This window comes from Shewanella sp. AS16 (genome assembly GCF_021412365.1).
Lineage (GTDB): Bacteria > Pseudomonadota > Gammaproteobacteria > Enterobacterales > Shewanellaceae > Shewanella > Shewanella salipaludis.
The window spans coordinates 1-26,983 of sequence record NZ_JAKCLK010000001.1 but is presented as its reverse complement, the minus strand read 5'-3'; the positions used below and the strand labels follow the sequence as shown (position 1 = coordinate 26,983).

General features: G+C 47.9%; 24 protein-coding genes and 3 pseudogenes. 10 read left to right on the top strand and 17 right to left on the bottom strand.

The window, feature by feature from the left end:
- Window positions 1–32 precede the first annotated feature (32 nt).
- Both LZP73_RS00135 and LZP73_RS00130 read right to left on the bottom strand, forming a co-directional pair.
- Complete coding sequence (locus LZP73_RS00135; protein ID WP_234232512.1) at window positions 33–1,406, bottom strand: Shedu anti-phage system protein SduA domain-containing protein; 1,374 nt, start codon at window positions 1,404–1,406, stop codon at window positions 33–35.
- A gap of 85 nt (window positions 1,407–1,491) precedes the next feature.
- Complete coding sequence (locus LZP73_RS00130) at window positions 1,492–2,451, bottom strand: putative phage abortive infection protein (protein WP_234232511.1); 960 nt, start codon at window positions 2,449–2,451, stop codon at window positions 1,492–1,494.
- Window positions 2,452–2,876: 425 nt separating this feature from the next.
- Between LZP73_RS00130 and LZP73_RS00125 the strand changes: the two are divergent.
- A pseudogene (locus LZP73_RS00125) lies at window positions 2,877–3,149 on the top strand (IS4 family transposase); the annotation flags it as partial.
- 108 nt (window positions 3,150–3,257) lie between these two features.
- Here the strand turns inward: LZP73_RS00125 and LZP73_RS00120 are convergent.
- The 13 genes and pseudogenes from LZP73_RS00120 to LZP73_RS00060 form a co-directional block, all read right to left on the bottom strand.
- The gene (locus LZP73_RS00120) at window positions 3,258–3,887 is read right to left on the bottom strand and encodes an MAE_28990/MAE_18760 family HEPN-like nuclease (protein WP_234232510.1); all 630 of its coding nucleotides are present in this window, start codon (window positions 3,885–3,887) and stop codon (window positions 3,258–3,260) included.
- A gap of 9 nt (window positions 3,888–3,896) precedes the next feature.
- A complete protein-coding gene (locus LZP73_RS00115; protein WP_234232509.1) occupies window positions 3,897–4,967 on the bottom strand; it encodes a DUF262 domain-containing protein in 1,071 nt (356 codons plus the stop codon).
- Window positions 4,968–5,537: 570 nt separating this feature from the next.
- A complete protein-coding gene (locus LZP73_RS00110) occupies window positions 5,538–6,095 on the bottom strand; it encodes a winged helix-turn-helix domain-containing protein (RefSeq protein WP_234232508.1) in 558 nt (185 codons plus the stop codon).
- A gap of 80 nt (window positions 6,096–6,175) precedes the next feature.
- Window positions 6,176–6,721, bottom strand: a complete 546-nt coding sequence (locus LZP73_RS00105) for a hypothetical protein (protein ID WP_234232507.1) — start codon at window positions 6,719–6,721, stop codon at window positions 6,176–6,178.
- 1,475 nt (window positions 6,722–8,196) lie between these two features.
- Window positions 8,197–8,317: pseudogene (locus LZP73_RS21510) on the bottom strand (DUF2897 family protein); the annotation flags it as partial.
- 117 nt (window positions 8,318–8,434) lie between these two features.
- Window positions 8,435–9,172: an 8-amino-3,8-dideoxy-manno-octulosonate cytidylyltransferase KdsB gene (gene kdsB, locus LZP73_RS00095; RefSeq protein WP_234232505.1), complete on the bottom strand. Its 738-nt coding sequence runs from the start codon at window positions 9,170–9,172 to the stop codon at window positions 8,435–8,437.
- An 82-nt stretch (window positions 9,173–9,254) separates the two neighbouring features.
- Window positions 9,255–10,325, bottom strand: coding sequence for a 3-deoxy-alpha-D-manno-octulosonate 8-oxidase KdnB (kdnB, locus tag LZP73_RS00090; protein ID WP_169565821.1), 1,071 nt, complete (start codon window positions 10,323–10,325; stop codon window positions 9,255–9,257).
- 34 nt (window positions 10,326–10,359) lie between these two features.
- Window positions 10,360–11,547, bottom strand: a complete 1,188-nt coding sequence (gene kdnA, locus LZP73_RS00085; protein WP_234232504.1) for an 8-amino-3,8-dideoxy-alpha-D-manno-octulosonate transaminase KdnA — start codon at window positions 11,545–11,547, stop codon at window positions 10,360–10,362.
- A gap of 182 nt (window positions 11,548–11,729) precedes the next feature.
- Complete coding sequence (gene can / locus LZP73_RS00080) at window positions 11,730–12,347, bottom strand: carbonate dehydratase (protein ID WP_234232503.1); 618 nt, start codon at window positions 12,345–12,347, stop codon at window positions 11,730–11,732.
- A gap of 416 nt (window positions 12,348–12,763) precedes the next feature.
- On the bottom strand, window positions 12,764–13,615 hold the full coding sequence (locus LZP73_RS00075) for an alpha/beta fold hydrolase (RefSeq protein ID WP_234232502.1): 852 nt from the start codon (window positions 13,613–13,615) through the stop codon (window positions 12,764–12,766).
- A gap of 78 nt (window positions 13,616–13,693) precedes the next feature.
- Entirely contained in the window at window positions 13,694–14,419 is a 726-nt protein-coding gene (locus tag LZP73_RS00070; RefSeq protein ID WP_442800699.1) for a M15 family metallopeptidase, read from the bottom strand.
- Window positions 14,413–15,564: a succinyl-diaminopimelate desuccinylase gene (dapE, locus tag LZP73_RS00065; protein ID WP_234232501.1), complete on the bottom strand. Its 1,152-nt coding sequence runs from the start codon at window positions 15,562–15,564 to the stop codon at window positions 14,413–14,415. The genes LZP73_RS00070 and dapE overlap by 7 nt, the downstream gene beginning before the upstream one ends.
- The gene (locus tag LZP73_RS00060; RefSeq protein WP_234232500.1) at window positions 15,561–15,920 is read right to left on the bottom strand and encodes an ArsC family reductase; all 360 of its coding nucleotides are present in this window, start codon (window positions 15,918–15,920) and stop codon (window positions 15,561–15,563) included. The genes dapE and LZP73_RS00060 overlap by 4 nt, the downstream gene beginning before the upstream one ends.
- Window positions 15,921–16,502: 582 nt before the next feature.
- On the opposite strand from LZP73_RS00060, the gene LZP73_RS21420 reads away from it, so the two are divergent.
- The 3 genes from LZP73_RS21420 (at window position 16,503) to LZP73_RS00045 (ending at window position 19,663) form a co-directional block, all read left to right on the top strand.
- Window positions 16,503–17,849, top strand: coding sequence for a GGDEF domain-containing protein (locus LZP73_RS21420; RefSeq protein WP_234232499.1), 1,347 nt, complete (start codon window positions 16,503–16,505; stop codon window positions 17,847–17,849).
- Between the two features lie 680 nt (window positions 17,850–18,529).
- Window positions 18,530–18,844 carry a hypothetical protein gene (locus tag LZP73_RS00050; protein WP_234232498.1) on the top strand — a complete coding sequence of 105 codons (315 nt, stop codon included), beginning with the start codon at window positions 18,530–18,532 and terminating at the stop codon, window positions 18,842–18,844.
- A gap of 96 nt (window positions 18,845–18,940) precedes the next feature.
- Window positions 18,941–19,663, top strand: a complete 723-nt coding sequence (locus LZP73_RS00045) for a hypothetical protein (RefSeq protein WP_234232497.1) — start codon at window positions 18,941–18,943, stop codon at window positions 19,661–19,663.
- A 103-nt stretch (window positions 19,664–19,766) separates the two neighbouring features.
- Here LZP73_RS00045 and LZP73_RS00040 read toward each other — a convergent pair whose 3' ends face one another.
- Window positions 19,767–20,969 carry an IS4 family transposase gene (locus LZP73_RS00040; protein ID WP_234232496.1) on the bottom strand — a complete coding sequence of 401 codons (1,203 nt, stop codon included), beginning with the start codon at window positions 20,967–20,969 and terminating at the stop codon, window positions 19,767–19,769.
- A gap of 218 nt (window positions 20,970–21,187) precedes the next feature.
- On the opposite strand from LZP73_RS00040, the gene LZP73_RS00035 reads away from it, so the two are divergent.
- The 6 genes from LZP73_RS00035 (at window position 21,188) to LZP73_RS00010 (ending at window position 26,418) form a co-directional block, all read left to right on the top strand.
- On the top strand, window positions 21,188–21,718 hold the full coding sequence (locus LZP73_RS00035) for a hypothetical protein (RefSeq protein WP_234232495.1): 531 nt from the start codon (window positions 21,188–21,190) through the stop codon (window positions 21,716–21,718).
- Window positions 21,719–21,879: 161 nt separating this feature from the next.
- Complete coding sequence (locus tag LZP73_RS00030) at window positions 21,880–22,587, top strand: hypothetical protein (protein ID WP_234232494.1); 708 nt, start codon at window positions 21,880–21,882, stop codon at window positions 22,585–22,587.
- 372 nt (window positions 22,588–22,959) lie between these two features.
- The gene (locus tag LZP73_RS00025) at window positions 22,960–23,949 is read left to right on the top strand and encodes a transposase (RefSeq protein WP_234232493.1); all 990 of its coding nucleotides are present in this window, start codon (window positions 22,960–22,962) and stop codon (window positions 23,947–23,949) included.
- 123 nt (window positions 23,950–24,072) lie between these two features.
- Window positions 24,073–25,050 (top strand): transposase, encoded by a 978-nt coding sequence (locus LZP73_RS00020; protein ID WP_234232492.1) that lies wholly within the window; start codon window positions 24,073–24,075, stop codon window positions 25,048–25,050.
- A gap of 376 nt (window positions 25,051–25,426) precedes the next feature.
- Window positions 25,427–25,879, top strand: a complete 453-nt coding sequence (locus LZP73_RS00015) for a hypothetical protein (protein ID WP_234232491.1) — start codon at window positions 25,427–25,429, stop codon at window positions 25,877–25,879.
- Window positions 25,880–25,956: 77 nt separating this feature from the next.
- Entirely contained in the window at window positions 25,957–26,418 is a 462-nt protein-coding gene (locus tag LZP73_RS00010; protein ID WP_234232490.1) for a hypothetical protein, read from the top strand.
- Window positions 26,419–26,833: 415 nt separating this feature from the next.
- Here LZP73_RS00010 and LZP73_RS00005 read toward each other — a convergent pair.
- Window positions 26,834–26,983 (bottom strand): annotated as a pseudogene (locus LZP73_RS00005) (ISAs1 family transposase); the annotation flags it as partial.

The following is a 26,983-nucleotide window of genomic DNA, read 5'->3' as shown; positions in this document are numbered from 1 at the left end:
CTAGTGAGTAAATTTTCCGTAGCAGCGCCTTGTTAAATGCCATGTGGCGATAACCCCGTAAGAACCGTATATGCAGTACACGCCCTATCAAATAGATCATCATAGGTTAAAAACTCATCTACGTTGTATTGCTGAATTATCATTTCCTTATATCTATTGATATCTGCTACGTTATTAAAACTAGATTGAGTCGAACGACTCATTATAAGGCTTGTTTTGCACTTGGTATGAATTCCAGGATACCTTGTTCGTATTTGGTTATAGTGCTCTCTAATGTAGTGTACCCACTCGGCAGTTTGAAATGCTGCTTGACCAACTTCTGCTCTTGGTTGGCCTTGTTTAGTGGCAACATTCTTAGAAGCTCTTTCTAGTTCAACTAACTTGTAAGATTGATCAGCGTAGGAAACTATAAAATCCGGCTCTACATATGTTTTCCCAATCGGCGATAACTCTCCATCTGGGTAATGTAGCTTAGGCTTACTTTCACAACTGCCATATACATCTAATAGAATTGGATGTTTTTCTATTAGCTTATGAAATACATCTTCAGTTTCATGAGATTGAAATAGTAGAGTATTTCTAAAATCATCTATTACTAGTTTTAACGTGCCTAAGCGATTTGTATAATTCTCCACCCACTGATTAGTTGCTCCCATGGAGATTGAGCCGCCATTATTCCCTTCAGGTCTAGACAGAGTTTTGGCAAAGTCTCGTCTTAAGTCATGTTTGACACGAAGGCTAATAATTCTTTCATCCCAAGCCTCTATGTCCGACTGGCCAAAAATTTCGATGTAATTGAAGAATCGCCTATTATTCAGATCTGCGGGGAAAAACCCCATTTTTTCAATTATATAGGGTTCTCCAAAAGAAGAACGTGTGTCAGGCAAGTGGGGTTCTAAAACGATACCGTATGCACCAAATGTCAGATTACAAACAAGCTTCTTTAAACTGGTTTTCACCTCTATTAAATGAAGTGAAACATTCAACTCGTCATTTACGACTGTTTTTTGAAAAGAAATATTCTTTATCTTTCCTTTCCAAACGGATGATGGAATATGTTCTTTGGCAACAATCCGATAGATTCCGATAGGTTTTCCGGCTAGTCCGTTATCTTTGATAAATTGAGTTACTTCACTTGGCGTTTTTGTAGGCTCAAGATCGACCTTTAATGCAGGTCCACCAGCAATATACCATTGATGCTCAGGCTCACTTGCAACTTCATTTATCACAACCCCATCTTCTGCAAGAATTACTTCAAATGCTTCTGACTTTAAAAATGGCGAAATTGTGTATTTAGGATATCCAGCCCCATTGGGGGGCAATGATGTAAAGCTTTCGTAACCTTCTCTATATTTAGAGATGTACTCGAAAACAAATTTTCCTAAATTTTCAATTCCAATGCTCATATTTTCCTTTGGCATTTAACGCCCGAATAACGGGCGAATAAAGCTTGGCTATAATTGTAAGCGTAGCGAACCAAGCCAAGCTTTATTAGTCCGCGTTGATTTGTTTGTTAGTTTTCTCTTTAAAGTAATATGCCATATTGGTTTTGATAGCGTCATTATTTCCATAAGCCGTCATTTCATACTTACTTAGATCCAATGCATTATCTATTAGTCCCCTATAGCCTATGTATTCAAAAAGGCTATATTCTTCAACTTTAGGTTTTAGGTTGACTAAGTTTTGGCCATATAGGACTTGATAAAATACAAAGATCAATTCTCCATTAGTAAGTTCAGAAAATAAAATCCGGTAATATTTTCTTTTATCTGATATATCACTTTCTTCTATGAAGTCTATGAGAAATTTGAAATGCATGAAATATGAATCAAGAACGATACCATGATTACCATGTTGAGTTATTCCGTAGTAGGCTTCTTTAGAATCACACCTTTTCGGGTTGTCTCCGCCATACTCCTCTGAGCTGTAGTACTCTTGGTATTTATATAGTTCATACCTAAGATGTTCAAAACCGCAGTATCTAGTATCCCTGTCTAACTCAAACTTACTTGGTACATTTGAATCATTTAATACATCTTCTTCAATATACACCCTAATCAAATGAGCAATTTGAGATTCAAAGCGGTTTAATAGGTTGAAAAATGTAGATTCAAAATTCTGTAATTTAGCAGTATCTATCTGTACATTCTGAGCGTCAGCACTACGTTTCAATTCATCTGTAGAAAGAGCAAGTTCATCTCTTGTCATTTCTAACTGTTTTTCGTTTTGCTTTAATTGAGCCTGTTGCATAAAGACAGTGATTAGAACGCTGATAAATGCGGCGAAACTTAAGAAAGGGTTTAATATACCACCAATAAAATCGCCAAAAGCTCCCCAAATTTCTGGTTTGCTCGAGATATCCAAATGACCAAAATTGATCACATAAGATATTGGCACTAGTGAACTTAAGCAAACCACAATTATGACTACAACTAATATTTTTTTATTCATATACCAAAGTTGAACTTACCCATGAAAGAAAACTAACGCCCTAAAGCATGCGACCCGAACTGGAGCGAAGCGGAAGTTTGGGGTCGCATGGCTTTACTTGTTATTGAACGACGGTTTGCCCCTGCTACAACGCGGGTTACGGAGCGAGAGCGAAGCCGCCGGTTACTATTGTGGCAAGAATACCTCACTTGCCGCCATTTGAAACTAACTTTGGGCAAAGCACGAAGCTGGCACACCCCGACCACATACTGCGGCCCAACTATTGGCATCACGAACGGAGCAGCGGATTTAGATACAGCACACTCTTAATGCTGGCGCGCCGAACAATGGCACACACTTGAAGCACATCCTTTTCTTGCTAACCTAACCGAGAGGTCGAGTTCAATAACATTTTAATAGTGCGCATGCGCATATGTACATTAGTCCAATGCAAACCACGTTATAAGATTTGGATGTCCCATCTTTTTGTTATGCTGGCCGAGATGCTCTTGTGGTGCATAGGTATCGCAGCGATGCATCTTGGTTGGCAGAGGCATTTTCAGGCCAATACGATAATAAACAGGGCTGTATTATCAATCGTCCGGCTTGGGAAAGAAGTCCGACGGCGACCTAAATACCAGATTAAAGAGTCAACTTTTCGTTGGGCAATGCTGGAATATATCAAGCGAGTTCATGCCGGAGGCATGCCAGGATTATGAGGGGATCCTCCAGCGCTTTGCTAAGCGGATAAAAATGGTTGGTTAAAATCGCGTAGCGATAACCAACTGTTTTTATTCCGTTTAAGCAACTTGTTAGCAGCCAATAACTCAATGTACGAGATACCTTTTTTGCTCAAAATATTTATCTGTCAGTAAAATCATTTGATTTAATGAATCAAAAACAGCAGTTTTAATTACAGATAATTCTTTATGAGTGGAATTACGACAACATTCCTTAAACATAACTTCGCCATGTGCAATTTTGTTTCTCTTATTTTTAACTATGACCAGCTTTTCTTTATTTAAGCTTGTTATTTTTCCTATTCCATAACGCTCCATAATTTTGCTTAACTCTCTGGCATCAAGATTGCCAGAAAAAAGGTTTATCTTTTTTGTCAGTTCCTCAAAATCAGGAAAAGCAAGAGAGTTACCAATAATCAAATCCAACGCTACTTGTTGTTTCTTTTTACTTTCATTGAACATATAACATTCAATATAAAGCTTTTTAAGTTGCTCTGACAATTCGCAATATTGGTGCCGAGAAACTTTCTCATGTACTCTCTCAAGTATTAGAACCGCTGTCGATTCAATCACATTGTAAAGGAGTATAATGAATGCTGATTTTAATATTGCTACTTTATTGACGCTCCCTGTTTCGTTAGAAACATCTTGGATATGATTAATTAAAATTTCAGCTTCCAGTCGCTTCTCTTCAAAATCATCTTTAATTGTATGCAAGACTGTCACCTACCTATTAATTAACTGGCTTTTTACAAAATCTATGCGCTTATTAATTTTATCAGGGCTATGAGTGCGATGCGTGCCAGAGATTAGGCGTTTGAAATTTTGATCTTTAAGCCATTCACCTGCGTCAAGTTTGGATGTATTAAGAGCATTACCATTTTGGAGAGCTAGATGAACTCCAACAGAAATTGCTTCAAAGAAAATTCTTGTTATTGAATTGCCATTTTTCTTACGGAAGCCATTTTCAAAAACCTCATCCACAAACTCTAACATATCAGTGAATTGCTTCTGTTTAATTTCTCTTTCATCAGGAGTAAAAGTCTTATTTTTTTCTTCCATATATTCGTCGAGCATTACACCAATGCCTCGCCCATATGTTGGAAATTTTGGGTATGAATCCATTAATGCAAAAAACCTGAGAATTAATTCTTCATGTTCCTGTCTATTAAGTACACTTTTCCCTAATGGTGCCAGTTTAACTAACAGTTCATTTTTAGCACATTCTTTGTATATAAAGTCATTGAAAGTACCTGGGTAGATGCCTTTCCTCTTTTCCATATTGCGCAATAAATCACTACCACGATTTATTCGTTCAAACAGATCGTTTCTAACTTCTTCTGTTGCCGATTCAGAAAGAACGATCATTCTTATGGGTGTGTTTTTAATCTTTTTTTGACGAGATTTAGGCAAGTCTCCAAATGTTAAGTCATTTAGTTCGGTCAGTTTTTCAAGTCGCGTTAACTTTAGATCGTCTGAGATAAAAGCAGCTAATGTTCTGATTCTTTGTGAGCCATCTACAATTTCCAGTCGCCCTTGGGCATCTTCAGCCATAAAAACGATAGGTATTGGAAGTCCTAAAGTAATTGATTCTATTAGTCGTGATTGACGTACTTCATCCCATACAAAATCGCGTTGATATTCAGGAACAAATATATCGTTTTCTTCCGTTTCAATATCGGTTAAATATTTTTGAACTAAGAACTCGATTGTAAATTCTCTTGTATCAAAATCTACAGTTTTCTTTTCATCTAATATTTGTTTTTCTATATCAGTTAACTTTTGTTCACTAAGCATGTTTACTCCATTTTGTTATGATGCTTGATAAATATTTACTCGATACTAGTAAGGCTGCTAGACATAATGATTCCCTGTGCAAGTGTCGGCCTCCGTGTTTTCTCGTGGATTAGCAAAAGCAGAGCCACACTGTTTGTTGAACATCAAACATCCACAGGAGGCCGACATGTCTAAAGCTAACACACTTTTTATTGGTTTGGACGTGCACAAGGAGACCACAGATGTGGCCTTGGTTTCTGATAGGTTAACTGACGCTGTGCACTCTTATCTGCGAGCTTTCGCCAAGAGTTAGGCACCTTGCCAACCAACCTGCGCTCTTTCGATAAACTTATTAAAAAATCAATAAGCCAAGATCAGTAAGAGCATGCGGTTAAAATCCGCGGCCATTTCATAAACAAGAGTGCAAGGTCAACCGCCGACACTTACTGGCCAAAGCCTACTGTCAGAGTGTCCTTACCGGAAATTTTTTGGGTTTCCGGTAAGGACACTATTTGCCTATTTGACAAAGGGAATCATATCAACGCCAAGCTAAGCGGCGCAGCTTCGCTGCGTCCTTGATTGAGCGCCTTGTTATGTTCCAAGTGACCATGTCGTTTTGCCAGAGGCATCTTTTACCTGCTCCAAATAGCCATTCTGAACCAGTTTATGGAGCGATCTAGCCACCGATTGATGACTTGCGTTTACGTGATTTGAAATAGAAGTTAGTGATGCTGGCCCATCCTCTAATAGCTCAAGAATATCCTTTTCTCTATTTGATATAGCTACTGTTTTATCGATGCTATCCCCCAATCTATTCTTGGCCCTTTCGATTTCTTCTTTAGTCAGCCTCATTCCATTTTTATTGATCTCACTAAATATTTCATCAACGCGTTCATTCAATGTTTTCTTAATATGGTTTGCTTCGAGGTAGTGGTTTTGATCATCAAAATCACTGGGAGCATACAAAACTATATTTTTAAAATAGAGAACAAAGAAAAAAAGAAGAACTATTCCAGATGGAAAAGCTATAACAAAATAGACAAATATTTGTTGTATTTCTAACGGTAGCTTTACAAGAGCAACGGTTGCTAGTGTTTCTGCTAGCCCAGCAAATATAGCAATGATCGTCAATGGATTACTTACTTTCATTTTAATCTCATCTTTCTGGCGTACTTCCGAACATAACGCTTCAATCAGCCGACGCGTTAGCGGTCGGTTGCATTGACTTGTTAATCGTCTTCATTTCTCGATTCCGCTCGTAGTTTAGGATAATGACCATTTTCATTTCCTGCACTCGGAAATAGATTTCTAGCAATGATGTAGAGCAGCCCGATAAACTGTATTGGTGTTTCGATAACCAATGCGGTTATCGCGATTTCTGAAATACCCCAATTATAAACCCCATCAAGAATTACTATTGCATATGAAGCGGCAGTAAATAGTAAAGTCAGAATCAAAAATGCAACACCAAACCGTACCTTTAGACGCCTATTTATTTCATTAGACAACAGAACATCAAATGCAACAGGATCAATATCCGATTCAAGGAGTTCTTTGACAAGAGTGTGTTTTTCTTCTTCTAGACTTCGCTTTCTATCTTTAGCTTTGCTACTGAAAAGACTTAAAAATTCGGAATAAATAGATGGGGTAGACTTCTCCCATAGATAGTCAACAAGCACTTTGGTGAAAGCCGGGCTGGATTTACCCAGATCGTGGTACTTGACCCATTTTACATAGTTGTCTTTTGTCGACTTATCGCTTCCGTCATCGGCCATGATTCTTCTCTGTACGTTTAACATTTTAATAGTGCGCATGCGCATATGTACATTAGTCCAATGTAAACCACGTTATCACAAGTTACTGTTGTGTAAAGCATTAAGTTTGGTTTTAGTCCAATGTCTTCCGGCTAAACGCGCATGCGCGTTTACACAAATAACGAGATCTCGTGATTCCAACACAGTATTCCTGTAACACACTGAATTATAATATTTATTTTGTGACACCCTTGTGCAAATGCGCATCGCTCAGATACTTTTTCATGCAAACGCGGCAGTTTTAGGCTAAAACCAAAAAATCAACTGGATAAACATCCAGTGTTCCAGTGCAATAACTCATGCGAATAAATTTTATGTTCAAGAGCCGCTTTCTCACTCAGATAAGTGAAAGTCTCAGATTGCGGTGCTACTGGCTGCGGACAGAAAAACCTACCTGTATTGGATCACATACTAGATACGTTTCCATTGTCTTTGAGCATCCTGACACTATGGGGGGCACCGGAGGTCACGGCATTTCTGCCCTACCTGGCGAACCGACATCATGTAAAAGGATAAAGACAGCCTAAACACTCTTGCCCTGTCATAAAACATCCTGAACAGAGCGCCTGCGCGACACATTGATGAGCAGGCTCAAGGCTGCCACCTGGCATCTATCGGCAGCCTTATGCCGGTAGTGTCAGTCGGCCGGGCAGTCTCTGCTGAGTCAGGTCACACGAGAAAGGCAAAACCCGAGGCCATGGCTACCGCAGGACGCCATGGTCATTCCATGGCATCCGGATTGTTAAAAAACAGCTGTTAAGGCATTGTGCCGGTCAGCTGTGAAGGCTGCCTTCAACAGGGTGCCGGCGTGGCGGGACAAAGACGTGGGGCGATTGGCAGTTTTGCTGGATCTCTCTTCCCTGGATCTGTGTCCTTGGCCTGAGCCTTATGCTTGCGGCCTTTATGCTTGCGAAGGCCCTCATGCTTACGAACGCCCTTATGCTTGTAAATGCAGGGCGGCCGCAAAAGATTGCCATCGAGATTACAATAACAACAATAAGTTAACAAGCAGTAGAGGGGAGGTCGGGGGAAGATAATCAGGGCAGGGGGCTATACGCCAGAGTGCTATCTGTAAGAGTTGCTATCTGTCAGGAGTGCCAGCCGTCAGAAATGCCAGCCGTCAGGAGTGCCATGGCTGCATTCGCAGCAGGTTCAGCGGCGGTCGTTCGCGGCAAGTCCGCATCCAAGGGGATAGTGCGAACCGCTCGCGAGCCGTACCTGCTAGCTCTTGGGTTGCTGCGCTTTGGGATTTTCATTACTTGGCTGAGATTGGCTTGCCTTTGCGTCTCTGCCTGCCGAAGCTTCGGCTGGCTCTGCCTTGTCTGCTTCGCTGTTCACCGAGGAGGCATCTTTCGGCTCGGCATCCTCGGTCGGGGTCTTGGTTTCGGGAAAGGCTTCTGGCTGGGTTTCGCTAAGGGCTTCGGGCTTGGTTTTGCCCTTGGTCTCAGGCCCAAACTGCGGCAGCTTGAACTTGGCGTTGTACCTCAGGACTACGAGGTTGCTGGCGATGACGCCGACCACAAGCAGGATGATGATCCACACTTCCCATGATGACATGCTCTAACCTCGCGTATCTCAGTGTTGTTAACGCGCCTGTGCGGGGCTTGCCGCAAGCGCGTTATTGAAGGCCGATCCGGGTTCCTGTTCATCAAAGCAACAGGAACCCGGTCAGGCTCAGTCTACCGCCAGGCGTTGTTCGCACTTGCGGATGTCTTCCGGGGTATCGACTTCCGGCGAATCGAAGGCGCTGATGGCGACCTTGATCTTATGACCGTATTCCAGTGCCCTCAGTTGCTCCAGCTTCTCCAGATCTTCCAGACGTCCCAGCGGCAGGCTATTAAACAGCTTAACGAAGCGACGCGTGTAGGCGTACACCCCCAAATGCTTGTAGACGGGGTAGTCCTGGGTATCGCGGCCGAAGGGAATACGGGCGCGGGAGAAATAGAGGGCATTATAGTCGTTGTCGAATACCATCTTCACATGCATGGGATCGTCCAGCTCGGCCTTGTCGATTATCTCGAAGCCCAGGGTGGCCATTTCGAATTCGCCCGGATGGCGCTCGAACAGGCTGATGATCTGCTCAATCGAGATAGGATCTATCAGTGGTTGATCGCCCTGGAGGTTGATCACCAGATCGTCATCGCCCAGGCCCAGCTGAGTGATGGCATCTTCGATCCTGTCCGTCCCCGATGCCGCTTCGGCCGAGGTCATCACCACCTTGCCGCCGAAACCTTCGACCGCATCCTTGATACGCACGTCGTCGGTGGCAACATAGATGCTGGTCAGGCCCTTGGCCAGTCCGGCTCTCTCGTAGACGTGTTGGATCATCGGCTTGCCGTTAATGGGTGCCAGCGGCTTGCCAGGAAAGCGGCTCGAGCCGTAGCGCGCCGGGATCAACAGAGTAACATTCATCAAATCTACCTACTTTACTTAGCGAGGCTAAAGTGAAATGGGCTCCCAAAGGAGCCCCAGAATAAACGCAGCGTCTCTAAGACTAGATACGGCGGAATAGCTTAGTCAACATTTCATCCGTGACTTTCTCTTCCCAGGTCGGACCGTAGACGTTGGCCCACAGCGGCCCCATGCTCTTGGTCACGGCAACCATCTTGGCTATGGTCTCATCCGGCAAGTCCTTGCAGATATTCTTCGGCAGGGTGATGTTGTGCTTCTTCAGCATCAGGCGGAACTCTGCCACCCCTTCAGGGTAGAACTCTTCCAGCACGTCGAAGGCGATACAGTTGCCTATGCCGTGATGGTAGCCGAGGATATAGCCCAGGCCATAAGACACGGCATGACAGGCGCCGACCTGGCTGTAGGCTATGCTCATGCCGCCCATGAAGGAGGCCATCATCAGCTTGTCGTCTTTCTCCGGGTGATCGTCCAGGTACACCTGGCGACACAGATCCATGGCCTTCTCGGCATAGGACTTGGAGAACTCGTTGAGGAAGGTGCCCTGCAGTGACTCGACGCAGTGGATATAGCAATCCATGCCTGTGTAGAACCACTGATCCGTTTCCACGCCGGCGATGAGCTCAGAGTCCATGATGATCTGATCGAATACTGTGTAATCCGAGTTCAGTCCCAGCTTGCGCACCGGGCCGCAGAGCACAGCTGTGCGCGAGGCTTCGGCGCCGGTACCCGAGATAGTTGGAATGCCGACATGGTGCACCGCCGGGTTCTTGATAAGATCCCAGCCCTGGTACATGGCGGAGCCGCCCGGGTTGGTGAGCATCAGAGACACGGCCTTGGCCACATCCATGGTGGAGCCGCCGCCCAGACCAATCACGCTGACCGGCAACTTGGCGTTGAAGGCCTGCACCTGTTCGGTGAGGGTGTCTATCTGCACTGTGCTCGGCTCTTCGTCGACGTTGACCCAGATCACCAGATCCTGGGCCTTCTTGGGAATACGGGCTTCCAGCGGCTTGCCCTGATGCACGTCGTCGACCAGGAAGACCACGAAGTCCTCGGCTGTCTTGCGCTCGGCGGCCAGCACTTCGTCCAGTTGGGCGAAGGAGCCCCGGCCGAAGATCATTTTTTCAACGACTTTAAAATTCTTGAAACTCATTGCAATACACTCCCTGGGAATTATTGGCCTGAAATTATTGGGCGAAGGCTTTCTTGATGTTTTCGATACGCGCCATGATCTGCTCTTCCGTCCATGACAGCTTGATCAGCATGGAGATGGTGCGGCTCATGATGGCATCCGACTTGGGCACAGACACCTGGGTGTAATCGGGTCTGTCCTGGATCAGCATGATGGGCAGGGCGGCCGGGGATTGCAGCTCCTGGATATGCTTCCAGTTTTTCAGGTAATGCCAGTTGTTCACGTACCAGTAGAAGCAGCCATCGACGCCGTTGGCGGCCAGCTTCTGGCTGATCTCCTGGGTGCGTTCTTCAGTGGGCAGCATGAAGCTCAGGAAACCGGCTGAGTCGCCTTCGGGATCCGGGATCAGACGGAAGCTGACTTCCGGGATGTCGGCCATGGCATCCTTGATCAGCTTCTTGTGCTTGCGCTGGATTTCTATGATGGTGTCCAGCTTGCGCAGCTGGGCGACACCCACGGCGGCGTTCATTTCCGAGATGCGGAAGTTCAGACCCATGATGGGGTGCGATTCGGCGCCGCGATCGTTGCCGACATGGTCGTGGCCGTGGTCGGAGAACATGTGGGCATGGTTGTAGATAGTGGTGTCGTTGGTCAATACGGCGCCGCCTTCACCACAGGTGATGGTCTTGACCGAATCGAAGGAGTAGCAACCCACGTCGCCCAGGGTACCCAGGGCCTGGCCCTTGTAGCTGGCGCCTATGGCCTGGCAGGCATCTTCCAGCAGCACCAGGTTGTGTTTCTTGCAGATGGCCTTGATCTCGTCCATCTTGGCCATGGAGCCACACATTTGCACCAGGTTAACCGCCTTGGTGCGTGGGGTGATGGCGGCTTCTATGCCTTCGGGAGACAGACACAGGGTCTCGTCGATTTCGGCAAATACCGGGATGGCACCGGCCATGAACACGGCTTCGACCGAGGCGACGAAGGTGAAGGGCGGCACTATGACTTCGTCACCTGCGCCTATGCCGGCGGCCATCATGGCCGTCTGCAGTGCGGCCGTGCCGCTGGATAACAGGTGCACGTGCTTGACGTTCATCTTGTCGCAGAGCATCTGTTCCATGTCGCGGGTCTTCCAGCGATCGTTACGCATATGGTCAAAGTTGTAACGGAAGGTGAAGCCGTGCTCCATTACGTCAGCGACTTCCTGCTTCTCTTCAGGACCAAATAATTCAAAACCGGGCATGGAAGTAATCTCCTCAGAATGCGTTGCGCGTCAGATGCGCTCCAATAAACCGCCAGATTATAACTGGGATGAAGTGCTATCTGCGATGTTTTATTAAGGAAAATTTATCGATAAAGGAAAAAGTCTGCCCTGGGGCAGACTTTTTTGGGGATGAGCCGGGCCATGGAGCCGCGGCTGTCATGTCAACGGGCGTTGGCGAGCCCCAGGGTGCGGTCCACTGTCACGTCCAAATCCGTCAACAGGCCATTCTGGACGCTGTAGATCCAGCCATGCACTGCCACTTCCTGGCCGCGCTCCCAGGCTTCCTGGACCAAGGGTGAGCTGGTGACATTGGCCACTTGCTCTATGACGTTGAGCTCACACAGGCGATCGAACCTGGCCTGCTCGTCGAGCCCTGTCAGTTCTTCCTGATGCAGGCGATGTATGTCCCGCAGGTGACCTAGCCAGTTATCTATCAACCCCAGGCGCTGGGTGCCCATGGCGGCGCGTACGCCGCCGCAGCCGTAGTGACCCACTACCATTATGTGCTTCACCTTGAGCACGTCGATGGCGTATTGCAGCACCGACAGGCAGTTGAGATCTGTGTGGATCACCATGTTGGCTATGTTGCGGTGAACGAAGACTTCGCCGGGCATCAGGTCGATGATCTGGTTCGAGGGCACCCGGCTGTCGGAGCAACCTATCCACAGATACTCGGGATTCTGTTGGGTCGCCAATTGCTCGAAGAAACTCGGGTTTTCCTGGCGAATGCGGCCGGCCCATCGGCGATTATTATCGAATAGCTGTTTAAGTAGTTTCATTGATACCTGTGTTTTTTTCTATGCCAGCACTCATGCTTTGAGTTGCTTGAGTGGGACTCGAGCCGTTCTTCGGGCCCATTGTCTGCTTAGTGTACCAGTAATTTTTCGCGCTCTGGTCTATCCATCCAATCTATCCATCCAAGCCTGCAGCCAACTTTCGTGTCGAGGTTGCAGGCGTTCTGCCGGAAATATATCCCATCTTATTGTTTTTTAAAATGTTATATCGGTTTATTTCTGCAAATTTATCCTGAAGGGCAAAGGATGAAATAATTTAATCCAAACTTAAAAACCTTTAGTCAAAAATGGCTTAAACATAAGTATACAACTGATTAACCATGTTTTTGTTGGAACAAGATTTTTGCTGTGTCTAGTACTGGTGCCGGTACTGACACCAGTGCCGGCGGCGCCAGCCAGGATCATGGGCGGCTCAGGAATTGACCGAGTCTGGCGGTGACAGCCTCGGCTTGCTCCAGGGTGGCGAGATGCCCCGCGTGCTGCAGCTGGACGTATTGGCTGCCGGCTATGGCATCATGCATCAGGTAACTCTCGAGCACGGTCCGCAGCCGGTTCTCGCATCCCACCATGATGAGGCAGGGCAGTGCCAAAGCTTCGACCTCCTCCAGCAGATCCCGGCGGCCAAACAACATGCGCCCTAGGCGGACCAGGCTGGCGAATGGCTCTGCACTATTAGTCGAGTCGTGAGCTGTGCCATGTGTTGCCAGAAAACGGCAGAAATCCTGATACAAGCCGGGCGCTCGTGTCCGGGTGTCTGCGGCAAAAAAGAGCGGCGCCATGCTGTCTATCATGGCACTCGGGAAGTGACCGGCAGCTGCTGCCTCATCCAGCAGGGCGAGATACTTGTCGCGGGTGACTTCGGGCTCGAAGCCGATGAAACTGTTGAGCAGCACCAAAGACCTGACTCTTCCCGGTGCCAGCAGGGCCAGCTCTGTGCCCCAGATGGCGCCCATGCCGTGGCCCACGAGCTCACAGCTGTCTATCCCCAGCAGATCGAGCAGTGTCAGCATCTGCTTGGCCAGATCCTGCAGATTGCGGCAGGACGCAGGCAGGGCACCAGAGTGACCATGGCCCCAGAGATCCGGCACTATGCAGCGATAATCTTGACTCAGCTGCGCCACTTGTGGCGCCCAGATACGGCTGTCACACAGGTAGCCGTGGCCGAACAGGAGTGTCGGTCCCTGGCCTATGTCCAGGTAACTCAGTGGCTGTGCATCCAGGGTGACCTGGTGACGGCAGGCAGAAAAATCCATAACAGTGACTCACAAAAAAGTATTAAATAAGATTAAAAATAACAGGTTAGCTCGTTCTATTCCCGTTCATAGTCTCGGCTAGGGCATGGCCGTCGGCGCAGGTGCGATTCTAAACACGTATTCGTCGACCAAGTCATGAAGCCGTGCCAGCACCTGGGGCTTGAGGGCCAGCTCGGCGCGCTCCAGGATGAGATACAGGGCCTTGGGATCATAATCTGCCAGCCAGCCCGATGCCACAGGGTAGTAGCTCAGATGCCAGGGCTCGGGGCTGACGCCGCTGAGTCCTGCTTGGTAGGGGAAATAGAAGCCGAAGCGCCCGGCATTGGCCTGCAGCCAGGCGTACAGGGGCCCACAGGGGCCTTGAGGCAGATACTCGTCGCTGCTGAGCCTGAGGGCTTGCCTGGAGATGGCATTGGCATCGAACAGGTCGATATCCGTGCCCCAATGATGGCGCGAGGCGCCGGGCAATGCCGACCAGAGCAAGATCAGCTCGACCAGCCTGGCATGGCTCAAGCCTTCTGGGTTCACCGGCCGGGACAGGGCATCGAACAGCGGTCGCCGGCCTGTCGCCTTGGCGTTCCAGATCTGCAACTGGCGCTCGAAACTGCGATAGCCGGAGCAGATGGCCAGCGTCAGGCCGGCGTCTTCAGCGGCCCGTGCCATGTTGGCGAAGGCGGCAGCGGTATTCGCTTCGAGCCAGTGTTCCTGATACGGGATCAGCTGTGTCCCCTCTTCCAGGGCATCAGGCCCCAAGCCGTACAGTTCGGGGCGCTGCAACCCCGGCGGCGCGCCGCTGGCTAGCACAGGAGTCTTTCCAGTATGCCCTGGTAACACTTGGCCAGCAGCTCGAGATCTTCGACTCGCACGCACTCGTTGACCTTGTGGATGCTGGCGTTCACCGGCCCAAGTTCCAGCACCTGAGCGCCGGTTGGGGCGATGAAACGGCCATCCGAGGTGCCGCCGGACGTCTGGGGATCCGTCTCACTGCCCGTGACCTCGCGAATGGCGTCACGGGTGGCGTCCAGCAGGGGGCCTTCACCCGTGAGAAAGGGCAGGCCGTTGAAGGTCCAGTCGAGATCGTAATCCAAGCCATGGGCATCGAGGATCCCCAGCACCCGCTGGATCAGCAACTCGGCGGTCACTTCGGTGGAATAGCGGAAATTGAACATCACCTCCAGGGAGCCCGGGATCACATTGGATGCGCCGGCACCGGCATTGATGTTGGCTATCTGGAAACTGGTTGGCGGGAAAAATTCGTTGCCCTTGTCCCAATGCATCTGCGCCAGCTCGGCCAGCGCCGGGGCCGCCTTGTGAATAGGGTTGTCCGCCAGATGCGGATAGGCCACGTGTCCCTGGATACCGTTGACCGTCAGCTTGCCCGTGAGGCTGCCACGACGGCCATTCTTGACCACATCCCCGAGCTTGTGGGTCGAGGAGGGCTCGCCCACCAGGGCCCAGGTGATCTTCTCGTTGCGCGCTTCCAGGGTGTCTATCACCCGGGTGGTGCCGTTGATGAAGGGGCCTTCCTCGTCGCTGGTGATCAGAAAGGCGATGGAGCCCTTGTGATCCGGGTGCTCGGCCACGAAACGCTCGGTTGCCACCAACATGGCGGCCAGTGAGCCCTTCATGTCGGCGGCGCCGCGGCCAAACAGATAATCGTCTATTAGGGTGGGCTCGAACGGCGGGGTATGCCAGCGATTGAGATCCCCGGTCGGCACCACATCAGTATGACCCGCGAAGCAAAAGACAGGACTCTGACTGCCCCTGCGGGCCCACATGTTGGTGGTGTCTTCGAACACCATGGGCTCGATATCGAAGCCTGCGGCACCGAGGCGCTCGGCCATCAGGGTCTGGCAGCCTTCGTCCAGTGGCGTCACCGAGGGACGGGCGATGAGCTGCATGGCGAGCGCTACCACGTCCTGCTCGTGAACCGGCCGTGATTGACTCATAGCTGGAACCACGCACTGTAAGCTGCGTCGGAGAAGCCTGTCTGCACCCGCTCGGCATCGACCAGCACGGGGCGTTTGATCAGCGTCGGCTGTGCCAACATCAGGAGGATCGCCTTGGGCGCGTCTATGTCGGCTTTATCTGCGTCGGACAGGGCGCGGTAACTTGTGCTGCGCTTGTTGAATACCGCTTCCCAGCCCAGGGCGTCGACCCAGGCGCCGAGCAGCGTCTCATCCAGGCCTTGCTCTCGGAAGTCATGGAAGGGGATATCCAGTTGGTTTGATTCCAGCCACTTACGGGCTTTTTTTACCGTGTCGCAGTTTTTGATGCCATAAATTTTGGTGCCAGAGAGGGTCAAAGTGGGTTACTCCCTTGAATTGGTGTCGAAAGCCTAGGTGCAGGCAGGCATTGTGGCATTGTGCGTTTGCAGTCACAAGTGCCGGCTGAGGGATTTACCTGGAATGGAGGTTATTTATTACCTGCAAGAGCTCATGCCATCCGTAACTTGGTCCGCCCGAGCCTCAGACGCCAATGCCCGGGCATTTGGGGCAAGGTGTCCTCGCCTTGGGCCGTCTAAGGGACAATAGGGCATTGATCTTATAACAAATAGTGTAAGATAGGCCGGGTACCCATGGCATAGGCAATGAAATGACAGAGGCAATGACAGGGGCAGGAGTGTTGGATCTGATTACTTATGGGCGAAACTCGTCGATTCAGGCAACACCTAGGCCCATCGAGCCTGTTACGTGAAGACAATAGGCTACCCCAGAGACAGTGGTTGTCGTGGGGTGAAGCTGCCTCTGCGCCCACAATGATAAAAACAGGCAAGCGTCGGGAGCTATCTTTCTTCCACCCGGCTTGAAGCCCAGAAAAAGAGACAAAGAGTATGTTAGCCGCCGTTAGTTTAGCGACAAATATTGAAGAAAAACCCTGGATACTGGTGAAATTTGCTCAAGCGCTTATCCGTCCCCTCAGTGCCGTTTGTATCTTGTTTGGTCTGACCGTCATTGCCGGGTACTTCGGCTCTGTCGAGGCCTTGTACCGGCCGGTCACGGGTGGACCGGCAACCAACCCTCTGACGGCAATATGCATGATTTTTATCGGCTTCAGCCTCAGGGCCAGTCGCGGCAAGGGGCGCGAACTCTGGTTGCAGCGCGCCCTGGTTTCGCTGGTGATCATCATCACCTCGCTGCGTTGCTTTGACGTGCTGCTCGACTCGGATGTGTTGGCCTTGTTCACACCTTTCCAGCAGCAAGTAACGCTGGATCTGCAACTGGGCAAGAGCAACCACATGGGGGTCAATTCGGCGATCATGTTCTTTTGCATCGCCCTCAGCCTGCTACTCTATGGTTTTCAAAGAGTCACAGCCTCGCAGTTCATCGCCTTCATTGCGCTAGCCATACCCACCATCTCCTTCACAGGTTATGCCTATGGCATCGACCAATTCTACGGACAAATGTCCATGCTGACGGCATCCACCGGCTTTGCATTGGCGGTCGCGGCCTTGCTGATGACAGCCAACTCGGGCGCGGTGAAGGCGATTCTGAGTCCGTACATAGGCGGCAAGATAGCCAGGCTGCAGACCATGGCCGGCTATGCTGTTCCGACCCTACTCGGGTACCTGTTGATTAAATCGCTCAATTCCAATGAAGGGGATTTGTTCGGTATTTTTGTCGTTACCATATGCTGGTTCATCATCTTGATGGTCAGCATGTCGGCGATATTTCAGGAAAAAATTGATCATGAGCGGCGCCGGGGGGAATTTCTGCTCACCCAGGCCGCCATGAACGATCAACTCACAGGTTTAGCCAACCGCAGGAAGTTCATCGAATTCGGCCAGGAGGAACTTCAGCGTCTCCAAAGTACCGAGAGTCTGCTCTGGCTGCTGCTCCTGGATGTGGATCATTTCAAGAAGATCAACGATACCTCAGGTCATGCCATGGGGGATAAGATACTGGTCGCGTTGGGCAAGACGCTGCACAATTCGGTCCGTACGGTCGATCTGGTTAGCCGTATAGGCGGTGAAGAGTTTGCCCTGGTGCTGGTCGATACCAGCCGCCAGGGCGCCGAACGGGTTGCAGAGGACATTCGTGCCAGCATAGCCAGGCTCAGCGTCGCGGGTTGGACGGATATACATGGCCCCATCACAGTGTCCATTGGCTGCGCGGCCAATGATGGCAGCCATACCCTGGAGAGCAGCCTGAACCTCGCCGATGAAGCCCTGTACCAGGCCAAGCAGAATGGTCGCAATCGGGTCTGTTTTGCCGATGCCAACAAAGGCCAATGATGCAAATGCTAAAAGGGTAGCAAGAGACACGTCAGCGGCGCAACAGCGGCAGAACCCTGATTGGCGCTTGGGTTGCGGCAATGTTAGCCTCAATAGCACTAGGGCAGTGCTATTGGGATTTGCCTTGCCTTTGTCGCTGTTTTTGCTTGAGTTAATCGTTAATCTAAACTAGGTTAAGTTAGTCCAAGGCGCACCTTAAGTTATTCCAAGTGGCGTCAGTAGCCTCAGAGCCTTAGGTCTACGCAAGGACAGCACAAGACGCCGCAGTGCAATGGAAACAGACTCAGGATGAGCCGAAGCTAACCTTATCTTGAACCTCCCGTTCCCCTTTTGCTTAGCCGTCATCCTGGCACTCTGGAAGCCGCAATCCCGTGCGGTAGCCTGCCCGAAAGCATCTGTGAGTGCCGGCTGCCTGAGTCGCTTAGTTGCTCAAGGGATCAATCGGCAGCCATGTTTAAGCTGTCGAGTGCGCCCTAAGTACTGTTACTGAAAACAGTGCTGAAATCATGAGATCTTATCCCGCTCATAAAAAGGTGCAAACGCGTTTGCGCGTTTAGCCGGAAGGCTCAGTGGAGTGAATAAGTTGAATGCTTTACAGAACAGTCACTTGTGATAATCTGGTTTGCATTGAATCTATGTACATATGCGCATGCGCACTATTAAAATGTTAAATGGCATAAATGATGATTTACATTGAAAGTAATGATTATAAATTTGAGGCAGAGTATTCTGTTCTAGATAAAGCAGAACTTGATGATTTAGTTCTCGTCATTTATGACTATATGGAACTCCCTAAAAATGAAGCTCATAACAATTTTATAGCTTACGATAAAAATGGTAAGAAAGTCTGGATTGCAGAAAGTCCTGGAGAGAAATTGTCAGCATATTATAATTTTTCTTCAATAAAACCGCTCATAGTTAATAGTTTTTGTTCACACACATGCACTATTAACCAAGACAGCGGCAAGCTTATCAAAAAGGTGTTTTATAAGTGAACGTCGCATTTAACAAGGCCAAGCACAAACGCCAGCAAGCTGGCTGGACTCGCTACGCTCGCCTGTGTTGGCGGCGTTATGCGTACAAGGAGTGTTATGAAGCGTTCAGTCGAAATTACAGATAATAGTTTCTTTTCAATTTTTTCCGATGCTGTTTTACTTTATGACCTTGCATCATCGGAAAGTAATGAGCATGTTCGTAGAACCTTATCTACATCATCTATTTTGTCTGTAAATTATGCATTGGAAGCTGCTGCAAATTCTTTTCTTAAATCTGTTGATATAAACTCCAAAATTAGTGCTCAAGTTGATAGGTTTTCAACACTAGATAAGTTTGATTTTATTCTTCAGTGGCACAAAGACATTTCTTTGCCGCGAGGAGATAGTGAAACACAAATAGTAAAAAAGTTAATCGAGCAACGTAATCAATTAGTACACCCAAAAGTAAAAGTAATAAAACAAGATGTAGTAACTTCACTAGGTGATGATGCTGTAGCTTATTACCATAAAGCAGATGATTCAGATTCTTTTGAGAAATGTAAGATTACAAAAATGTCACTCAATCCCTCAAATTACGGCCCTGAAGATTCTCTAATCGCATTAAAGTCTCTTGTTAATTTTTTAAATAAACTCGTAGAAAGTTGGTGGGGAATAGATGTTCCAACTTCGGAAATTTTGTTAATGAAATCTTGGAATGGCTCTATTCAAGCAAACCCTATTATGTATGATCAAAATGAACTAAAAGTTGTATTAAAACATAATGATACTTTGAATATTAGATTTGCAGGTTTATATGGCATACTCGAAGAGTACGCATAACAAGGGTTTTCAAGTCGGACTCGTAACAGTTTGCTCGGTTCCGCTTCGCGTCACATTTTAGCAAACAATTACAAGCCGCTTAAAACGGCGCTGGAGGATCCCCTCATAATCCAGGCATGCCTCCGGCATGAACCCGTTTGATGTATTCCACCATAGCCCAACGAAAAGTTGACTCTTTAATCTGGTATTTAGGTCGCCGTCGAACTTCTTTCCCAAGCCGGACGATTGATAATACAGCCCTGTTTATTATCGTATTGGCCTGAAAATGCCTCTGCCAACCAAGATGCATCGCTGCGATACCTATGCACCACAAGAGCATCTCGGCCAGCATGGCGATGAGTAAAAGCACATCATAGCGTCTTGGATCTTTACTTCGGCTTTGCCGCAGACCCATGCCATATTGAGGGCTCTTTAAATCCCGGAAGGTTTCTTCTATCTGCATCCGTTTGGCATATAGCGCCACTATCTTAACTGCCGGGAAAGACTCGGGGGGTAAGTTGGTCGCCAGCAGCCAAGGCTCTTTACTTCCCAGACGATAGCTTTTTTGCGCAGTGTGGTTGCGACCAGCCTTGGACGAACGGGTATCTTTACGCGACTTGGGCTTGGCTTTGTACAAGTGCAAGTTACACAGCAAGGGGGCTTTGCGGGCCAATCTCACCTGACCTATATGTTTGGCTATGCTTGTTGCCTTTGGATACAAAGACTTATTTGAGTACCACGACGACTGCTTACAAGGCTGGTAGCTGACATCACCACGAACACGCCCAAGCCAGAACCAGCCATGGCGCTCAACTTCTCGAAACCAGGTATTTCGGTAACCGGCATCGGTGACAATCAGCGGACAACAGCGTGGCGGCAAGACCTTAGCCAGCTCGGCCAGGAAAGCATTATGACTGCGGGGCGCATTGTAGTCTTCAAAGAGGAAAGTGCGCTCATACAGGGTCACCGAACGGCCTTGAACACTGACCGATGCACGCAGCGTCATCATCCTGAGCTGTTCGCGGACATCAGACCAATCAACCAAAATGACGGGCATAGGGTTGGCACCGCAAAGATGCAGCGCATGCCAGCGGTAAATCAGAAACTTATCAGCAACCAGATGAGGATTTCCCAGCAAACGGTCGATACGCTTGATGTTGTGTTTAGGGGCCACGGAGCCGGAAATATTACGCCCTAACTGAGTCAATGAAAGCTGATTGCCATCGAGTAAGGCTTCTGTAGCAACCACCAGAGAATTAAGGCGTTTTTGGTGTATTTGAGGGCATTGCTTTTTGAGTAAATCGTGTAAGATACGGATGTCACGCATGGTGTTGGATCTGGTAGGTTTTTGGCGAAATTGATTAGATCAAACAACACCATGCGTGTCTACCAATTTGAATCCAAAAGGAATTATCTGGGGATTCGCTAGAAAACGGCGTTATGTGACAAGGATACGATTCAGGAGGAAGCATGTTGCCCAGAAACGTCAAGTTCATTAGAAATGCGAATCGCACAATTCCCATTAGAGGTTTGATGAGAACAGACATGACTCAGCAAGAGTTTTACTCCATCTTGAGCTCCCCTGAGCTTCTCAAACGAATGGAGGAGCTAGGTGTAGACAAAGACAGAGATAAAAGTCTAATTTTTGTGGTTGCTGTGCTCGCCTGGATCATCACTGGAGATTTAACAGGTAAATTATTTGGCGTTGAGCTTACAGGATTTGTTGCGGGTTGCTTTATCGTGTTCTTTGGCAACAATGTAACAGGTGCATTTCGATTAGGCGTAGAGCAGGCAATACTAGAGACTGTATCTGCGCTTGGTGACAACGAAATAAAAGATCGAACCCAAAGGCTCACTGAAATTGAAGAACAAGTAATGGATCCATCTAATGATGTGAAGGCTCTTTCAGAATCAGGCCGAGATCAGGCTGCTAGAGAATATTGGATTTCATATACGAAATTTAGGCGTTCCACATACCAGTATGTTGGGCTGGCAAACATAGTTAACGGGGTCTTTATATTATCTATCTTATGGACTTTAGTTCTGGGTGCAAAAGCAGTGTTGGCATTTTTATAAGCCAAATACCCAACATCAGAGATGTCACATAACAAGTTGCTGAAATTCGTTCGTAAACTCACTGGGACAATTACCAGTCGGCTTGGCGCTTCGCGCAAGTATAGCCAACTGGTAATTGCCCCTTAGCAAAGCGTTAGCCAATTGGAACTGGAGGTCATAGCGTGTCAGAAGAGATAACAAAAGTTCGCGAGGATTTGAATACACTCAAAATTGAATACAAGTCGGATCGAAAAGCCATGATTTGGTCTATGTCCGTGCTATCCCTTGCTTTATTGGCATTTTTCGGCTTTACCTATCAGAAAATCGGCACTTTGGTCGATGATAATTTAATGGGGGAAGCCAAAGCACGAGCGAATAAGGCAATTATTCAAATCGAGAAAAACCAGAAAGAAGCGGATCAGTTGCTTCTCCAAATAAGAAAGGAACTGGGTGAGAAAAATATAAGTAGAAGGCGTTCCGTACTTACTTTTACCCACCCAGATAATGGATATAAAAAAGGCGAGGAATGGGCTAAGCGCTACTACCACATCAAAACACCAGTAAAACTGAAGTCTACGGAAATGTGGCGTTATGACCTGACAGGCTATTCATATGGAGAGGGTAAGCCAATATCTCTCACTTGGGTCGGTTACACTTTTTCGGTGCCACCAGATATCCGGCAAGGCAATGCCACGGATAACACCGGAAGTGGAGTTCCTGTTTCGCAGTATTTTGGTCGAGATGATTATTTATATTTGAGATTTGGTCCGATATCTCAATATTACAATTCATTCGCGCTAGATTATCAAAGTGGCTCTACCGGAGAGCTAGTAGAGTATCACGATGGATACGAAGTAATAATTACCGAGAATGATATTCAAATCAAATAAATGGCTAACAAGGCGTTCAACCCGAACCCAAAAGTGTCGCGTTCTTTGTGTTACGCTTCGCTTAAAAATAATGAATCAGGCCACCCATAATAAATGGCGTGATCCAGCGGCCTCTCCTAGACTGAGATAAATTGTCGATGTTGGAGTCTTGCCATGCCGCGTCCCCAGTAAAGATGGGACATCCAAATCTTTTTGTGTTTTTGGGCCTGTCTGACTAGGCTTTGAGGTATCCCCTTTTGCCTGCCGAGGCTTGCCATGACCACAGCCCGTCGCCAGTTGATTGATGTCTATGGGGACATCCAAATCTTTTTGTGTTTTTGGGCCTGTCTGACTAGGCTTTGAGGTATCCCCTTTTGCCTGCCGAGGCTTGCCATGACCACAGCCCGTCGCCAGTTGATTGATGCCGAAAGTACGCCCTTCTACCATGTGATTAATCGCTGTGTCCGAAGGGCGTTTTTGTGTGGGGAAGATGTGGTCACCGGACACAGTTACGAGCACAGGCGTGGCTGGATAGTCGATAAAATCAGGCGGTTGTCATCGGTATTCTGCATCGATGTCTGTGCTTATGCTGTGATGTCAAATCACTATCATCTGGTACTGAAAATCGACCTTGCCGCTCAAAAGGGCCTGTCTCCATTTGACGTGGTTGCACGCTGGACGACGCTGTTTGCCGGTAATGCCATTGCTACCCGATTTCTTAAAGGCGATAGCTTGTCCGAAGGCGAGCGAATGCTGCTCGACAGCCTGGTTGTCGAATGGCAAGAGCGGCTTGGCAGTGTGAGTTGGTTTATGCGCTGCCTCAATGAAGAGATTGCCCGTAAAGCCAATCGGGAAGATGGCTGCAAAGGGGTATTCTGGGAAGGGCGCTTTAAGTCCCAGGCACTACTGGATGAGCAGGCGCTGCTTGCCTGCATGATGTATGTGGATTTAAATCCTATTCGTGCGGGTATTGCAGACTCGCTGCAAGAGTCTGATTACACTTCGATTCAGGAGCGGATTGAAGCGCTTGCGCAAGAAAAGCCTGTTCGAGTGTCACTCAAACCTTTACTGCCTTTCGATGGCGCGGCCGTAGCTGCCGGGCAAAGCGGTATTCCGTTTCACTTTGCCGATTATCTGGCATTGATTGACTGGACCGGTCGTGCTGTGCGCGAAGATAAGCGTGGCTTTATTGATGGCACCCGCCCCAAATTGCTCACTGAACTGGGTATCAGCGAGGATGCCTGGGTCACTTCCGCCAAAGAATTTCGCCGCCAATACAGCGGCATCAGCGGTAGGTGGGATGCCATGTGTGCCATGAAAGCCAAATCCGGTGGTAAATGGTGTCGAGGCAAACGGCAGAGTGAAGCACTGCATCCAGGCTAAGCATCCTGTCCCTGATTGAGGTATTTTTACGACGACAGTGCTGAATCAGGCCACCCACAGTAAATGGCGTGATCCAACGGCCTCTTCTAGACTGAGATAAATTGTCGATGTTGGAGTCTTGCCATGCCGCGTCCCAGAAGAACTCAGATCAGTGTCGAAGACACCCCTTTCTACCACTGCTGCAGCCGGGTGGTGCGTCGCGCCTTCCTCTGTGGGGATGATCGATACTCGGGTAAGAACTATGACCATCGCCGGGGCTGGGTAGAGTCATTGCTGTTTGAACTTGAAGCGGTGTTTGCCATTGATGTGGCTGCTTTTGCTGTGATGTCGAATCACCTGCATGTAGTGTTGCGAATTGATCTCGACACGGCCAACGGTTGGAGCGACGCAGAAGTGCTTAAGCAGTGGCATAAACTGTTTAAAGGCGATGAATTAACCCGTAAATTTGCCCAGGGTGGGCTGGTTGAATCTCATGAAGTGATCCATTTAAAGCACTCCATCGCGACCTATCGCAGCAGGCTATGTGATATATCGTGGTTTATGCGTTGCCTCAATGAACCGATAGCCAGGCAAGCAAATCAAGAGGATAACTGCTCAGGCAGATTCTGGGAAGGCAGGTTTAAGTCGCAGGCGTTATTGGATGAGGCCGCAGTATTAACCTGTATGGCTTATGTCGATTTGAATCCCATCAGAGCCAAGATGGCGGCTACCCCAGAGCAATCCAATCACACCAGCATTCAACTGCGAATTCAGGCAGCGTTGAAAGGCGAACAACCACCAAACCTACTGCCTTTTATTGGCAACGAACGCGATAATCAGCCCAATGGCATCGCATTTTCGCTCCAGGATTACCTTGAATTGATTGATGATACAGGGCGTATTATTCGAGATGACAAGCGTGGTGCTATCGGAGAGAACAGCGCTAAGTTGCTAACAAGATTGAATATCGAGCAAGAGAGTTGGTTAAAACTCACCACTGAATTTGGCAAGCTGTTCCATGGTCCCGTGGGAACGCTGCAAGAACTCAGCAGCTATTGTGAACATTTAGAGAAGCGACGACGGCATTTCTCCGCCTGTTGCCAGCACCTCAACGCAGGCTGACGTTAACTTCATTGTTTACAGCGATACCTTTCAGGACCCTATGAATGGAAATGGGTTGGGTAACTGACGCCAAAAATCACTGTTTTTGAGTGAAGTAGACCTGTTTTATCAATCCTCATCCATTTTGCATCATGTCCTGTCGACTCTTTATCGGTTAAATCACTTTCCCTAGCTTGAGCCCTAACTGAAAGTGCATTATGTTATTGTTTTAACATGGCTGGCCTGATTTGTTTAAAATATTCTCAGGAAATATTATCTGGGCAAAAATCAGCCCCAAGAAGCCAGGCGGAAATTGCGCAAAACATCTAACAAACAGCGCAAGCGGGACAAATTTTCCGCTTCGCTGGGCGTTAGTTGCCCATAAGGATTCAGTGCATTGTTTGAGAAAAAACCAATAGTCAAAGAGATCAAATTAAGTCGTGAATACGATTTTTCATATGAAAACTTTGTACTGGCAACACAGCATGAGATTTATCTCTTAATCGAGAAATCCGAAGGCTTTATCTACGGTATTAAATTCAAATCTAGCCTAGTCAAGTACGGAAGTCCAAACGATGAAGCTAGAGGTGGGCATCCATTAACAAAACATGGTTTGGGAATTTATGGTTTCTTCGAGGTAGAGAATTCGCCGTGGATAAAAGAGCAAATTAAACTAAACGAAGTTCATCCTAGGCATAGTGATTCGTTGTTTTCTGGGCTTTCACACTACGTGGCGTGCTTCCAAGATGTAATGCTTGAAGTTACAGCAAGAACTTATGAAGAGTTTCAAATAACCCAAGAACAATTGAATTTAGTGCTTCAAGAGCAGGTGTCAAATCTTGAGGCATAAGCAACTAACAAGTAAAGGCAATCCGACGCGCAAAAAGCGCGCGCGGTTGCTTTAGGCGTTATATGCAAGGAGTAGCTTTGAAACATTTAAGTGATATTCATAAATTTAGAAACGCACTTTCATTTTTGGTTGAATTTGAATCTTATAAAATTCTGAACCTTGGTGGTTTTGCTTGGGTAGGTTTAAATTCCTTTCCACATGGTGCATGCTTTCTCTCTTCAAGTCTTCTTGGTGTTTATCTAAAAGAATTAGGATGCAGCGTTAAGCTAATAAGTGCAAAGCTCGATAGTGATAAGTTCCCAGATATAAAAAGTCATGCTTGGTTAGAGGTTGACGGAGTTTACGTCGATATAACATCATCGCAATTTACCGAACGCACAAATTCTAGAATTACTGTACAAAATAAATGCAAAGCAGAATGGCTATTTGCTTATGCTCAAGAATCAAAACTAGATGGTACATATCGTGAGCAAGAACCAGATTTCGACAACAACATTAGTTTATACAATTTAATAGTTAGCAAAGTCGAATGCATATAACAAGTTGCTGCACGCGGACTCGATACAGTTGTCGCGGTTTTTGCTAAAAGAAAAGGCCGCAAAAACAGCACCAACTTACTCGCCGGTGAGCAAGGCGTTGATATGATTCCTTTTGTCAAATAGGCAAATAGTGTCCTTACCGGAAACCCAAAAAATTTCCGGTAAGGACACTCTGACAGTAGGCTTTGGCCAGTAAGTGTCGGCGGTTGACCTTGCTGATATCCGCGGATTTTAACCGCATTACTTGTTTGCGCCGCTGGAGCCTTGCCTCAGTCTAGGAGCGCGGATGTGACCGCTTAACGCCCTCGAGGGTTGCTCTCACCGCTGCCGCCGCCTTTAACTGTCAGAGTGTATTCGTAACTCTAAGAGCTGGATTAGTAAGCCGTTATCGGCAGGGCATCCGCATGAGTGTGCATTAATTGGCCATAGAGGCAAAACCGGCTAATAACACGCGTTCCAGAAAGTCGGTTTTCATCATGCAGCGTTTCTGCTTCATCGGCACGCTGATCTTGGTTGTTTCGGCGCGCAGCATGTTAAGTGCCATGTGACGAAGACCAGCCAAATT